The following is a 13,418-nucleotide window of genomic DNA, read 5'->3' on the forward strand; positions in this document are numbered from 1 at the left end:
CAGCTCGATGATCGACATGTCCGTACCTCCTCTCCCATGTGCCAGGCCGACGGATCCGGCCGTTGGTCGCGCGCCGTGTCCCACGAGCCTCAGACGGGCTCGATTCCCAGGAACGGCAAGTTCTTGAGGCCGCGGTCGCGGACCGCGGTCAGGGCGAGCAGCAGCCCGGCGGTACCGGTGGCGAGGTCGGCGGAGAACCGCACCCCGCCACTGCCCGGTACACGTGGTCCGGAATCCCGCTCCACCAGGTGCAGGGGCAGCGCCCGGGTGTGCTCGGCGATCGCCTCGTCGGCCGCGTCGAGATACCGGTCGAGGGCAACCAGGGCCAGCAGCGCGCCGGCCCGGCCGGAGAAGACGCCGGTATCGGCCATGAGGCGTACCCGGGCACCGGCGACCAGCCGGGGAACCGCGGTCCGCAGCACGTCGCTGTCTCGGTGCCGCAGCACGGCGTCCGCGCCGAGGGCCACGCCCAGTCCGCCGGTGGCGAGGTACGGCAGGCGCCGTTTCCCGTCCACCACCTGCAAGGTCCCTCGGTCGTCCGTGGTGCAGCGGGCCAGGTCCCGCTCGACCGCTCGACCCGCGAGGTCGAGCCAGGCCGGGTCCTCGGTGGCCTCGTACATCCGCGTCAGGAAAACCGCCACCCCGCTCCAGCCGCGCATCAGGCCCGCGGGTGATCTCTCGGTGTGCGGGCTCGGGAAGAGCTCGTCCCGGATCCGGTCGGCGGCGCGGTGCGCCAGGGCGCCGATCTCCTGGTCGCCGAGCAGCGGGCCGAGCGCGAGGGCCGCCAGGCCCATGCCGGCCAGCCCCGAGAACAGGGACGGATCGGTTGTGAGGTCGAGGTCGCGGCGCAGGGGAGCGAGCTGGGCCCGGGCGGCCTCGTGGTCGCCGCGCAGCGCCCAGTACCAGGCGACTCCGGTCAGCCCGTCCCACAGTCCCGGGGACGCGAGGGCCGCGTCCTTGGACCGGGGGAAGTCCAGCAGCCACCGCTCGTACTCCGCCGGGGGCCGGACTCCCGCCTGGTGGAGCGCCCAGAGGACACCCGCGGCACCATGGGCGAGACTCGCCGGACCGGCGGGGTTCAGATACTGGTCCGGGTCGCCGGGGAACAGCCGGTCCCCACGGCCGGGGTCCGCCATCGTGGTGAGCGAGGCGCTCAGCGGCGCGATGAGGCCGACCGGGTCCCTCGGATCCGGCTCGGCGACCGGGCCACCGCCCGTGGCCGCGTCGAGCCCCATGGTCCGCAGGACGCCGTGGAAGTGTTCCGCCGGCAGGCCGAACCAGTCGACGGCCGCCGCGGCGTGCCGTACGGCCTTGCCCGCGTCCAGTACGTACAGCGGCGCCAGCGGCATGAAGAGCCACAGCCTCAGTACGGCCAGGGCGTACCGGTCGCGGAACTCGGCGGTACCGGTCTTCGGCGCGAAGCCGGGGTAGGCCAGCGGGGGAACGCTCTCGTCGTCCAGGTCCACCGCCATCTCGAAGTCCAGCAGCCGCACTTCGAGGTCGTCGCTCACCAGGATGTTCCCGGGGTGCAGGTCACGATGGGCCAGCCCGTGGGCGTGGACGTCCCCGATCGCGGCCGTGACCCGCTCCAGCACGCGCTCCGCCTGCTCGCGGTAGGTCCTGACGACGTCGGACGAGGGCGCGTGTCCGATGAACGGGTGGTGGGTCGCCACCCAGTTCTGCAGGTTCATCCCCTCGGCCCGCTCCAGCGCGAGGTAGTGGTGCTCCCAGTACCGGAAGGAGTCGACGAGTTCCGGTACGGCCGCCACGTCGGAGAGCCTCTCCAGGACGGAGGCCTCGTAGCGGGCCCGGTCGACCGCGTCGAGGCCGGTCCGGTCGATACCGGCGTGCTGCCGTGCCTCCTTGAGGACGACCTCGCGCCCTGTGTCGTTCTGCCTGGCGGCGTAGACACCGCCGCCGTTGGAGAACTGCAACGCACGCTCCACCGCGAAGGGAAACGGTTCACTCGGCTCGGGGGTGCGCAGAGCGTGCTGGATCTCGACGGGGGGCGAGATCCAGGACGGCGGCCGGAAGGGAACCGACCGCGGATCATGGACCAGGTGACCGTCCGGACCGGACATCGCGAGGACGCGTCTGCCGTCGGGCGTGTAGGTGTACCGGCTGGTGAAGGCGCCGTAGCGCAGGTACAGCGGGCTGTCGTCGCGCCAGCGGCGGTCGGTGAGGACGTAGGGGCCCTCATGGCCGGTCAGCAGACCGTGCAGCGCGTCGAGAGTCGTGACGAGGTCGTCCTGGTGGGGGTAGACCGCGATGAACTTGCCGCTCGCGGTACGCGGGGCGAACTTGAGGTTGTACGCCTGTAAAGTCGCCCTGCGGGAGAGGAACTTGAAGGCCAGCTCGTGCTCGAGACAGTACGCCGAGACGGCTTCCAGGACGGCGACGGCGTTCTCCGGGCGGGCCGAGACATGGATCTTCCAGCCCTGCTCCGGCAGTTGCCGGCCGGTGCGGCGCACATGGCACCAGGGTCCGCTGTCCGATCTGGTCCAGTTCTCCCGCTCCGGGACCAGCCCGGCGAAGTCCTGGTCGTCGGCCGGCCGCCACCGCTCCGGGGGTTCGAAGTAGTCGGAATCGGCCACGGAGAACAGTTCTCCCGCTTCACGCATCGTTCCCTCCTTCCATGGCGAGGTCCGGCGACAGACCGTCGGTGCCCGGCAGCAGGCCGTCCACATCCAGCGAGGTGGGCCCGCCCTTGGCCAGGTAGTCCCGCAGCAGCCGGCGGGCCCGGGCCTTGTCGGCCTCCGGGACGATCGGCCGGTACTTCAGTCCGTCCAGGTGTTCCGTCTTCTTCAACTCGGCTTCGTACTCGGAACGGAGCATCGACCACATGGTCGCGTCGTGGTACCGGCCGTCCAAGTAGTAGAAGTCGCGCAGAATTCCCTCGAGCACGAAGTTTCCGCGAATGAGGGCGGGTAAGGTGTGATTGTTGAATGCGCCGGTCGTCAGCTGGACCCGGCGAGCGTCATAGGTCATGAAGAGAATGTCGAGGAGCCGGACGATCGCCTCGCCGCCATATGCGCTCTGCCAGCGGTCGGGCTCGCCGATGATGATGGCTATCTCAAAGGACTGGTGACTGCCGCGCTGCCGCCAGTTGACGAATCCCAGCGCCTCGCCCGCAGTGTCGTAGACCATCCGAAAGGTGACGTTTCCGGAGTAGTGCGCGGCTTGCAATTCCTCGGGGCTGGCCATTTCCCGCGAGTCGCCGGTGAGGGCGGAACCCTGTGTGTCGGGCGCCAGCCATCGCACAATCAGATCAAAATCACCCGTGGTCGGCGGGCGCAGGCTGATGAATCGGCCCTGCATCTTTTCTCTCCCCCGATGAGCCAGAAGCAAACCGCCAATTCCCTTGGCGAGCCGTTGAAGAAACTAGAGCGATCAACATTTTTCGTCAAGGCACCCCGAAGCAGTCGAACAGCGGGCAGAAGTCGAACGTGCCCCGCCGTCCCCGGTCGCGCTCCCTTTTCGGAACTTGTCGGAACTTGGTTGACAGTTCGCTTTGCCAGTTACCGGGGCAGTGCGCAGTACCCTCCGCGCCATGACTGAGAACCGAGAGTCGTTAGTGACCCCGTGCTTGGCGTTCGTGGGCGCCGGCCCCAGGTCGACGGGCATCCTGGAGCGCATCGCCGCCAATTTCGACGACCTGTGGCCCAGGGGGTCGCTGCGTATCGACGTCGTCGACCCGTTCCCCGCCGGGGGCGGACGGGTGTGGCGGCCCGATCAGGCGCCGCACATGCTGATGAACTCCCGGGCCAGGGACGTCACGATGTTCACCGACGGCAGCGTCGAATGCGCGGGCCCGATCACGCCCGGTCCGGCGCTGTTCGACTGGGCCGTCGAGTACGGCGCGCGGGAGATCTCCGCGGCGGATCTCGTGGCCGAGGCACGTTCCCTGACACCGGACTCGTTTCCCAGTCGGCGGTTCGCCGGTGAGTACCTGGCGTGGTGCTTCCGCCGGGCGCGGGCATCCCTTCCGGCGGGCGTCGAGGTCCACGACCACCGTGCCGCGGCGGTCGCCCTGTCGGAGCGGGGCGACGGGCGGCAGTGCCTCACTCTCTCCGACGGAGGGACACTCGTCGCGGACGTCGTGGTCCTCGCCCAGGGGAACCTCGACGGCAGCATGGACGAGACCCAGCGGCGGTACGCGTCGTTCGCTGACCGGCACGGCGGTGCGTATCTCCCGCCGAGCTGTACGGCGGACGTCGGTCTCTCCGTCTTTCCACCGGGTGCCGACGTGATCGTCGCCGGCTTCGGGCTGGCGTTCATCGACCTGATGTCCCTGCTGACCGAGGGAAGGGGCGGCGCGTTCGCCCGCCAGGCCGACGGCGAGCTGCGCTACGAGCCATCGGGTGCCGAGCCCGTCCTGTGGGTCGGCTCCCGGCGAGGCGTGCCCCACCTGCCCAAGACCGGTCTGCCCCGGCTCGGTACGGCACCCGGGCCCGTCAGGTTCGCCACGGTGGAGGCGTTCAAGTCCGCGCTGGCCGACCAGGTGCCGGGTCCGGGGCGGGCCCCCGGTTCCCCAACAGCTCCGGACGGTGCTTCGACGGCTGCGGACGGTTCCCCGACGGCTGCGGACGCGTGGTCACTGACGGCCAAGGAGTTCGGCTGGGGGTATTACCAGGAGCTGTTCACCGGGCACCCGGACCGGACCATGACGTCCTGGGCCGACTTCGCACAGGCCTACGAGGGACTCGACTGGGACAGTCCCGGACTGCGTGTGCTGGTGCGCGAGTCGGTCCGGGCGCCGGACCGACTCGACCTGGACCGACTCCTGAGGCCGCTGACGGGCCGGCGCTTCCGGTCGGCGAGCGAGCTCGACTCGTGGATGCGCCGGTATGTCCGGGAGACGGTCGACAGGGTGACCCTGCCCGCCCAGAGCGCGTGGGCGGGAGCGGCCGGAACACTGTTCGAGGCGGGCAATCAGCTGGCCGAGCTGCTGGTGTCGGACGGGGGTGCGCTCACCCCGGACGCCCTGTCCGCCATCGACCGGATATCCGAGTTCAACAGCTTCTTCTCCTCCGGACCGCCCCCGTTCCGCCTGGAACAGCTCATCGCGCTGTCCCGGGCCGGACTGGTCCGCTTCCTCGGCGCCGATATCCGGGTCCGTACGGACGAGGCGGCCGGTGTCTTCGTGGCGAGCTCCGACTCCTTGACGACCGAACACCGCGCCAGGTACTTCATCGAGGCGCGACTGGCGGCACCGGACGTGGTCGGCGGGAACGCCCCGGTGCTCAGCGGGCTCATCGCCGCGGGCCATGCGACGGCCCGCGGCTCGGCGGACGCGGAGAACGCGTTCCGCCTCGTGGCGCAGGACGGTGACTACCGGGTGACCGCCCCGTCCGGACAACCACATCCGCGGCTTTACGCGCTCGGCGCGTTCGCGACGGGAGGAAGCCTGGGTTCTTTCTCGGTCCCCGGCACGAACTCACCGTTCTTCCGGCAGAACGACGCCATGGGGCGGCGGCTGATCAGGCAGCTCCGCGCGCCGGCATAAAAAGGCGCGCGGGAAAAGAAATCCATTGACACGGTCGATCACGTACTGGTGGCCCTGTTCACGGCGCGGTTCTCCGACGACCGGGCGCAGGGCCACTTGGCTATTTACTGCCGACGACACCCTTGTACAGCCCGTACACGACCTCCAGTGCCCCCAGAGCCATCAATACGACGCCAAGCTTCGTCAGCGTCACCACCGGAGTCTCGATGTCACCGGTGAACATCCAGAGCGCCAGACCGACGACGAAGGTAACACCTCCGCCGACCAGCGCCTTGACAACCGAATTCATTTCTTACCCTTCCACTGCACAGGATGCATTATTCGCACCCTTGACCTTCGCCTCAACAGCCAGTAACACTGAACCCTCGCCGAGGAATATGTCCATATCTTTTCTGGAAACTTCACAGGAGATCCGCATGGCCACATTGCAGGAAATAGCCGATTGGTACCAGGAGCGGGCCGACCGGCACTGCGGTCACAGCGAATGGTTCGAAATCACGCAACGGGACGTGAACACCTTCGCCGACGTCACCCGTGACTGGCAGGAGATCCATGTGGATCCCGACCGGGCGGCGACCGGACCGTTCGGGGCCCCGGTGGCCCATGGATTCCTGGTCCTTTCCCTGATCACCTTTCTGACCGACAGTCTGCTGGACCTCGACTGGTCCGAGTCGGGGCTGAACCAACGACTGGACCGGGTGCGGTTCCGCGCCCCCGCCGTGGTCGGGCGCGGACTGCGAGCCGGGGTGACCATCGTCAGTTCACGTTCGCGGCCGCGCGGCTACCTGGAGCTGGTGCTGTCGATCAGCATCGAGGCGGAGGACGGGAGCGTGGTCTGCACCGCGGAACAGACTCGTCTCTACCAGGTCAGGACCGATGCCTCGCTGCCACGGTTTCCGGTGCTGGAGACCGAGACGCCCCGGGCGAAGACGCGTCCCTGACACCGCCGCTCCCGGCCGTGGCACTCAGTGGTCGCCTCGGCTGTCCACAAGGGCCTGTCTCGCTCTGAGCTGTTCGGCGAACTCCCGCCACAGTCCGGCGTTCTTCCGGGCTATCGCCATTATCAGACTCGCCTGGTGCGGGGGCAGCCTGTCGATGAACTGGTTCCATTCGTGCGGGGAGATGACCCTGGATTCGACCCAGCGCAGAAAGTCGCGTCCGGCCTCGCTGAAACGCAGGGAGGGGTCCCTGCGCAGCCGCTCCAGCGTGTCGTTGACGATCCACTCCGAGGAGGCCGGGCTCTGCCGTGAACCGGGGCCGTCATCGAGGGCGTCGTCGAGGCCGTTGTCGTCGAGGCCGTTGTCGTCGAGGCCGTTGTCGTCGGTGTCCGCTCGCACGGCGGTCTTCGGGCCGCTTTGCGAAGCGGTCGCCATCGCCTTGCGCTGCCGGGGCGGCACGGGATCGTCTCCCCGCTTGATCCGCGCGCGGACGTCCCACACGGTGGAAATGGAGATCCCGGCTTCCGCGGCGATCACCCGGAGCGGCATGCCGGGGCCGCGCTTGAGCAACTCGTAGGCGCGCAGTCTGCCGGCGGCACCGTCGACCGGCCGGACGCGACCGTCCTTGCCGACCCGGCGATTCGACTGTGGATTTTCCTCAGTCGAACTCCTGCGCACACTCGCGACGGTTTTGGCGCTGAGCCCGACCGCCTCCGCGATGACCCGGTCGGACCAGTGCTGGTGGGTGCCGATGATGCGCCGGGCGGCCCTGGTGCGCTCCGCGGCGGAGAGCGGCAGGCCGTGCATGATGTTCGCCTGGACAGCGAGGACGAACGCGTCCCTCGCGTCACCGTCGAAATAGCGGACCTCGATCTCCTCGTCACCACGCAGCCGGGCGGCGTGCAGACGGTGCATGCCGTCGATCACCCCCCTCGTCTCGCGGTGAACGAGGATGGGCGGTAACTCGGTCTCCGTGGCCGCCAGGAGATGCGCGTGCTCGTCGCTCATGCTCGTGAGCCGCGGCGAATCGGCCAACCTCAAAGACCGGATGGGAACCTTTTCCGCGGGACGTTGCTGAAGCATCGACAGTGACCGCAGTTCCGTCGCGACTCCCGGATCTTCCTGCGTGCATACAGCGGAATCGTGCCGAACCTGCCTCGCCATGAGCTATCCCCCGGTGCGGTCGCCTCTCTCTAGCTCCATCCTTCCATCGCCTCGGCTGGCCCACACCCTACGAAAGGAGGAGAGAAGATACGCCAACTATCTTGTTCGAAGGTGAACTTACGGATCCCGAGCGACAGGTCGGGCCGCTGCCGCCGCGATGATTCGCGGCGGCAAACGTGCCGGACCTCCGCGGCCACCGAGCCGGACGGCGTCCGGACTGACCTGGTGTCACAGGGTGAGTGCCCGTGGTTCCCCCTGACGGCATGACCCGAGAGAGACCATCAGTCACAACACTGCCTCGACGAGAGGACCTCTTGCATCTACAGGCTGCGGTTCGGGAAAGGCCGGTCACGTCACCCACTGTGGTAACCGCCAGTGACATACCGATCGGTTCTTCGCTGGCCGCTCACCGGCACCAAGTGTCTTGAAGGAAGATCACCGGGTGGTGTCCCGCTTCGTGGTGTAGCCGATCTTGTGTCCTGAACATGAAAGGGAGTTGGTTGTAGGGCCACTTCTGGAAATGATGCCGTGCGGGAGATGAAGGAGTTCGGCCCTTCGGAGCCGCCCGCACTCGAAGAGGAAGAGCGGGCACGGTTCGCAGATCGTGGTCGACGGCTGGGACCCCTACGAGTCCGAACCGAAGACGCACGGCAGCGCGAACACGATCGCGCTCGACAGCACGACCATCTCCGAACTGCGCGACCACAAAGCCCGCCAGGAGAAGGAGCGCGCGCAGTGGGGCGACGCCTGGCAGGACACGGGCAAGGTCTTCACCAAGGAGGACGGCTCCTGGCTGCACCCGGGGACGGTCTCCGAGTCCTTCCGCCGCATCCTCGCCACGACCGACCTGCCGCCCATCACCCTGCGGGACCTACGCCACGTCGCCGCGACGCTCACGCACGGAGGCGGCGGCGACATCCACACGGTGAAGGAGACGCTGCGGCACTCCACCATCACGCTGACCTCGGACACGTACACGAGCCTGCTCCCTGAGCTGGACCGTGAGATCGCCGAGAAGGCAGCAAAGCTGATCCCCCGGTCGCGTCCGGCAGCGAGCGGACCTGCTACTGATCCGCAGGCCACGAGCACACCCGCTCACGCATCGCTCACGCAAGGCCCCGAAAACGAGGAAGCGTCCGAGTCGACCGAAGCCGACCCGGACGCTACGTAGCAGGTCAGAAGGAGTTTCCCTCCCCCTGCACTCGTAGGCCCTGTGGGACTCGAACCCACAACCAATGGATTAAAAGTCCACTGCTCTGCCAATTGAGCTAAGGGCCCACGCGGTGTTGCGTGATGTTGCCTCCCCGAGCATAGCCGGAGCCGGCCGTGTCTCCGATCGGGTATCGGAGACACGGCCACGCCGAAGTCGGTTACAGGGTCTTCTGCGCTCTCGCCGCCTCCCGGGCCAGCGTCCGTTCGTGCGTCGGGTTGAGGAACCACTCCCGGGCCGAGACCTGCCACCACAGCCCCGCGAAGCCCAGGACGGCGAGGACGGCGACCGGGGCGTAGTTGAAGGTCTCCCAGGTGACCGGCGAGACCTGGGGCAGCATGAACAGGACGGTGATGACGCCCACCCACGCCACCGACACCACGCCGATCGCCTTGGACCAGCGGCCCAGATGCCACGGCCCGCGCTCGAACGCCTCGCCCTTGCGGATGCGCAGCAGCGTCGGGATGACGTAGGCGATGTAGAGACCGATGACGGCGATGGAGGTGACGGCCGCGTACGCGGTCACGTTGATCAGGTACGGCAGGCCGAGCAACAGCGCGCCGCCGGCCGCCAGCCAGACGGCCGCGACGGGGGTGCGGGTGCGCGGGCTGACCGTGTGCCAGACGTGCGAGTAGGGCAGCGCGCCGTCGCGCGAGAAGGCGTAGATCATGCGGCTGTTGGCCGTCACCGACGCCATCCCGCAGAACAGCTGGGCCCCGATCACCACCAGCAACAGCAGCTTGCCGGCGGTCGCGCCGAGCGCGTCGAGCAGGATCTGGGCGGGCGGCGCGCCGGTCGGGGACTCCAGGGCGCCCTGGTAGGACTGGATGGCGTACGTGAAGCCGAGCAGCAGGACGAAGCCGGCGATCCACGAGGTCCAGATGGACTGCACGATCCCCTTCGGGCCGGCCGTGGACGCGTCGTGCGTCTCCTCCGTCATGTGGGCGGAGGCGTCGTAGCCGGTGAAGGTGTACTGGGCCATCAACAGGCCCAGGAGCACCACGTACACGCCGCTGCCCCAGCCCGTGTTGTTGACGAACTCGCCGAACACGAAGGACGTCGACTGATGCTTGTCGGGGACGAAGGCCAGCGCCCCGACGATAACGCCCACGCCCAGCACGTGCCACCACACGCTCACGCTGTTGAGCAGGGCGACGATCCGCACCCCGAAGGTGTTCAGCAGGCCGTGCAGCACCAGGATCCCGGCGAAGAGCAGGACCGTCCGGCCCGGTGTCACCTCGAAGTCGAACTGGAGGTTCAGATACGCGCCGAGGAAGGACGCGGCCCCGAAGTCGATGCCGGCGGTCACCGCGACCTGCCCCAGCACGTTGAACCAGCCCGTGAACCAGGCCCAGGCGGCCGCCGATCGCGGGGGCGCCAGCCGGTGCGCCCAGAAGTACAGGCCCGCCGAGGTCGGGTAGGCCGAGCAGATCTCGGCCATCGCCAGGCCCACGAACAGCGTCATGAGGCCGACGGCCACCCAGCCCCACATGATCACCGCCGGGCCGCCCGTGTTCATGCCGAACAGGTACAGCGTCAGGCAGCCGGACAGGACCGAGATGATCGTGAAGGAGACCGCGTAGTTGGAGAACGCCGACATACGGCGGGCGAGAACCTGCGTGTAACCGAGCTGGGCCAGCCGCTCTTCATCCGAGAGCCCCGAGGAATCCGAGGGATTTCCGGGAGACCGCCCGCTCGCTATGCCGTCATCTGTCATGCCCCCAGCAATTCCCTCGCCGGGGGCGTGACATGCATCACAACTTGGCTAGAAAATGCCCTTGTAGTTCTGCCAGCCCGCGCCGATCTTGACCCGCGCGGAGAAGGACCCGTTCCCGTTCCCCGGAACGCGGTACAGAACACCCGCCGTGTCGCGGGCGACCAGATCCGCCTTGCCGTCCCCGGTGATGTCGCCGACCCCGACGACCACGTTGTACGGAGCGCCCCAGTCGGCGTACAGCCTCACGCCCGCGCCGAAGGTGCCGCGGCCGGTGCCGTAGAACCGGTAGAGGTTGTTCGCCTTGTCCTGGGCGAGCAGGTCCCCGACGCCGTCCCCGTCGAGATCCCCGGCCCCGACGACCTTCTTGTACGCCTTCCAGTCGGCGTACAGCTTCACCGCGGCCGCCAGCCTGCCCGCGCTCGTGCCCTTGTACAGGTACACCGCGCCCGTCGCCGCGTTACGGGCGATCAGATCGGGACGACCGTCACCGCTGACGTCACCGGGCGAGGTCAGGACGTCGAACTGGTTCCAGCCGGTGCCGAGCGACACATGGCTGTCCGACGGGGCGTACGACGTGACGCAGTTGCCCGTGTAGCGGCGTAGTTCACCGCCGGGCATCCGGGTCAGCATCTCTGCGCACCGGTCACCCGTCAGGTCCCCGAAGGGAACCGCGACGGTCCCGGCGGGCCAGCCGGAAGCCGACTCCTTCCAGTCGAAGGCGCCCGTGCCCTTGGTGTAGTGCAGAGTCAGGCGGCCGGAGGAGTCGAGCGTGACCAGTTCGCCGTAGGTGTGGCCGCCCTGGTCATGATGGCCCTGGAGACCTCCGCTGAGGTTGATGGAACCGCCGGACGTGTACGTACCGGCGCCCTCGGTCGCCGTGGCGGTCAGGGTCCAGGTGTAGCCGCCGTTGTACAGGTACGCACCCGCGTCCGAACGCCCGTTCCAACCGGCCTCGGGGGCCGTGCCGGCACCGCTCTGGGTGTGCACGACCCGGCCCTGGGGATCCTTCACGGTGAAGGTCCACGTGGCCGGTTTGTTGAACTGCCAGGTGCTGTTCCACCAGTAGTCCGTGACGTGGACGAAACCGTTGCTGATCTCGGACTCGATCAGCGCCAGCGGCTGCGACGGCACCCCGCTCTGCACCACGTGCACGGTGTGCTCCGCGTCCACGTACGCGATGTCCCCGCCGAACTTGTCCACGGACCAGGTCAGCCGCCGCTGGTCGACGGTGTTCCCGGCCGACAGGTCCGCCACCTCGCGCTCGGCCGCAGCCGTACCGGTGTGGAAATCGGTCAGCGCCAGCTTCCCGGCCGTCCGGTCGTGTCGGACGAGGTAACCGTCGCCGACGAGGACGGGCCCGGACGGCACGGTGATGTTCTTCTTGGCCGTACGGTCGTACACGCCCGCCGCGCCCGTGGGCCCGCAGTTCCAGTAGACCCAGCGGCCGATTGCCTGCAGTTCCTGAACCGTGCAGGGAGCCCGGGTGGCCAGCCTCTCGACCGTCCGCTTCTGCTCCAGGTCGTACCCGGTGACGGTGCCCTTGTCGGTCCCCGGCACATACAGCCGCGAGCCCCACACGGAGGCGGCGGTGACCTTGCGGGTCAGGCGCACGTCGTGCACCAGATAGTGCTGCTCGGCATCGACGTACTGCTGGCCGGTCGACCCCGCGTTGTAGACGAAGTATCGACCGGTGACGTCGACGAACCTGCCGCCGGTGACGACGGGTTCGTCGCCGGAGTGGAGGCCGTAGCCGTTTGTCCGGATCTCGGCGCGTTCCCTGCCCTCGTTCCCCTCGGAGTTGCCGAAGAAGACGCCCACGCTGCCGTTCCCGGCCCCCCGCAGCGCGGTGCAGTCACCCGCGTCGCACGGCACCCGTTGCAGATGCTCGCCGTACGCGAAGGTGCCGGCGAATCCGCGGCTGTCTCGCTCGCCTGCGGTGGCGCCATCGGCCGAGACCGGGCGGTTGATCACGAACGGCTGGCCGCTCGGGGCGATTTCCACCGTGGTGAGGACACCGCCGGCGTAGTCGACGCCCCACACCCCGCTGGTGTCGAGGGGCATGGGAGTGGTGTCTGCGGCCACCGGGCCCGCAGTGGTCAACGAGCCGACGCCGAGGGCGGCCAAGGTCATCAGAGTGAGTGCGATCCGGACACGCCGGGCCAAGGGTCCCTCCCCGGGGAAACGAGAACCGCTTGGCGACGGGAGGTCAGATCCCCTCGTTCCTGGCGCGCGGCTGTGCCGAGAACCCCCTCGGCCGCACACCGCCAAGCGTCCACGCAAAGTCAGAGTCAGAGCCAAGGGACGCTAACAAGCGTCACACGGTCAGCCGTAGCGAAAACCAGTCAGCCCAAGCGCAAAAGAGCGCAGTCGGAACGCCCGAGGGCCCGCACGACCGGAGTCGTGCGGGCCCTCGGGCTGTCAGCAGAAGACGTCAGCCGTTGCGCTTCCAGCGCGGCTTGTCGTCGCGGCGGCCGAAGGAGGAGCCGCCGGTCGAGCCGGTGCCGCGGTGGTCGCCCCCACGGTGGTCGTCACGACGGCCGTACGGGCGGTCGCTGCCGCCGGAGCGGAAGCCGCCCGCGGGGCGGTCGTCGCGACGGTCGCGGTTGAACGGACGGTCGCTGCCACGGTGGCCGCCGGACGGACGGTCGTCGCGACGGAAGCCGCCGGAGGACGGACGGTCGTTGTCACGACGCTCGAAGGAACGGCCACCGCGGTCGTCACGGTTGAAGCCACCCGACGGACGGTCGTCACGACGGAAGCCGCCACGGTCGTTGTCCCGACGGTCGTTGTCGCGACGGAAGCCGCCGGAGGACGGACGGTCGTTGTCACGACGCTCGAAGGAACGGCCACCGCGGTCGTCACGGTTGAAGCCACCCGACGGAC

Annotated in this window: 8 protein-coding genes, 1 tRNA gene and 2 pseudogenes; 3 read left to right on the forward strand and 8 right to left on the reverse strand. The window is 68.6% G+C overall.

What is annotated here, in order from left to right; translation table 11 throughout:
• Positions 1 to 89: 89 nt before the first annotated feature.
• Positions 90 to 2,621, reverse strand: a complete 2,532-nt coding sequence (gene lanKC, locus AB0J04_RS06135; protein ID WP_363167178.1) for a class III lanthionine synthetase LanKC — start codon at positions 2,619 to 2,621, stop codon at positions 90 to 92.
• Positions 2,614 to 3,318 (reverse strand): GNAT family protein, encoded by a 705-nt coding sequence (locus tag AB0J04_RS06140; protein ID WP_363167179.1) that lies wholly within the window; start codon positions 3,316 to 3,318, stop codon positions 2,614 to 2,616. The genes lanKC and AB0J04_RS06140 overlap by 8 nt, the downstream gene beginning before the upstream one ends.
• A 232-nt stretch (positions 3,319 to 3,550) precedes the next feature.
• On the opposite strand from AB0J04_RS06140, the gene AB0J04_RS06145 reads away from it, so the two are divergent.
• On the forward strand, positions 3,551 to 5,506 hold the full coding sequence (locus tag AB0J04_RS06145) for an FAD/NAD(P)-binding protein (RefSeq protein ID WP_363167180.1): 1,956 nt from the start codon (positions 3,551 to 3,553) through the stop codon (positions 5,504 to 5,506).
• A 100-nt stretch (positions 5,507 to 5,606) separates the two neighbouring features.
• Here AB0J04_RS06145 and AB0J04_RS06150 read toward each other — a convergent pair whose 3' ends face one another.
• Positions 5,607 to 5,795, reverse strand: a complete 189-nt coding sequence (locus AB0J04_RS06150; protein ID WP_363167181.1) for a DUF5708 family protein — start codon at positions 5,793 to 5,795, stop codon at positions 5,607 to 5,609.
• A gap of 127 nt (positions 5,796 to 5,922) precedes the next feature.
• Here AB0J04_RS06150 and AB0J04_RS06155 point away from each other — a divergent pair, with 127 nt between their 5' ends.
• Positions 5,923 to 6,447: a MaoC/PaaZ C-terminal domain-containing protein gene (locus tag AB0J04_RS06155; RefSeq protein ID WP_363167182.1), complete on the forward strand. Its 525-nt coding sequence runs from the start codon at positions 5,923 to 5,925 to the stop codon at positions 6,445 to 6,447.
• A gap of 24 nt (positions 6,448 to 6,471) precedes the next feature.
• On the opposite strand, the gene AB0J04_RS06160 is transcribed toward AB0J04_RS06155, so the two are convergent.
• Positions 6,472 to 7,527 carry a ParB/RepB/Spo0J family partition protein gene (locus AB0J04_RS06160; protein ID WP_363167183.1) on the reverse strand — a complete coding sequence of 352 codons (1,056 nt, stop codon included), beginning with the start codon at positions 7,525 to 7,527 and terminating at the stop codon, positions 6,472 to 6,474.
• A gap of 679 nt (positions 7,528 to 8,206) precedes the next feature.
• Here AB0J04_RS06160 and AB0J04_RS06165 point away from each other — a divergent pair.
• Positions 8,207 to 8,779 (forward strand): annotated as a pseudogene (locus AB0J04_RS06165) (site-specific integrase); the annotation flags it as partial.
• Positions 8,780 to 8,813: 34 nt separating this feature from the next.
• Here AB0J04_RS06165 and AB0J04_RS06170 read toward each other — a convergent pair.
• The 4 genes and pseudogenes from AB0J04_RS06170 to AB0J04_RS06185 form a co-directional block, all read right to left on the reverse strand.
• Positions 8,814 to 8,886 (reverse strand) — tRNA-Lys (locus AB0J04_RS06170).
• Between the two features lie 92 nt (positions 8,887 to 8,978).
• Complete coding sequence (locus AB0J04_RS06175) at positions 8,979 to 10,535, reverse strand: amino acid permease (RefSeq protein WP_363167184.1); 1,557 nt, start codon at positions 10,533 to 10,535, stop codon at positions 8,979 to 8,981.
• Positions 10,536 to 10,583: 48 nt separating this feature from the next.
• Entirely contained in the window at positions 10,584 to 12,665 is a 2,082-nt protein-coding gene (locus AB0J04_RS06180) for an FG-GAP-like repeat-containing protein (protein ID WP_363167185.1), read from the reverse strand.
• Between the two features lie 301 nt (positions 12,666 to 12,966).
• Positions 12,967 to 13,418 (reverse strand): annotated as a pseudogene (locus tag AB0J04_RS06185) (RNA helicase); the annotation flags it as partial.

Source organism: Streptomyces sp. NPDC050263, assembly GCF_040655955.1.
GTDB lineage: Bacteria > Actinomycetota > Actinomycetes > Streptomycetales > Streptomycetaceae > Streptomyces.

Excerpts from the sequence above, each read along its gene's own strand:
- lanKC (WP_363167178.1), bottom strand. The coding sequence starts at position 2,621 with ATGCGTGAAGCGGGAGAACTGTTCTCCGTGGCCGATTCCGACTACTTC.
- AB0J04_RS06140 (WP_363167179.1), bottom strand. The coding sequence starts at position 3,318 with ATGCAGGGCCGATTCATCAGCCTGCGCCCGCCGACCACGGGTGATTTT.
- AB0J04_RS06145 (WP_363167180.1), top strand. The coding sequence starts at position 3,551 with ATGACTGAGAACCGAGAGTCGTTAGTGACCCCGTGCTTGGCGTTCGTG.
- AB0J04_RS06150 (WP_363167181.1), bottom strand. The coding sequence starts at position 5,795 with ATGAATTCGGTTGTCAAGGCGCTGGTCGGCGGAGGTGTTACCTTCGTC.
- AB0J04_RS06155 (WP_363167182.1), top strand. The coding sequence starts at position 5,923 with ATGGCCACATTGCAGGAAATAGCCGATTGGTACCAGGAGCGGGCCGAC.
- AB0J04_RS06160 (WP_363167183.1), bottom strand. The coding sequence starts at position 7,527 with ATGCTTCAGCAACGTCCCGCGGAAAAGGTTCCCATCCGGTCTTTGAGG.
- AB0J04_RS06175 (WP_363167184.1), bottom strand. The coding sequence starts at position 10,535 with ATGACAGATGACGGCATAGCGAGCGGGCGGTCTCCCGGAAATCCCTCG.
- AB0J04_RS06180 (WP_363167185.1), bottom strand. The coding sequence starts at position 12,665 with ATGACCTTGGCCGCCCTCGGCGTCGGCTCGTTGACCACTGCGGGCCCG.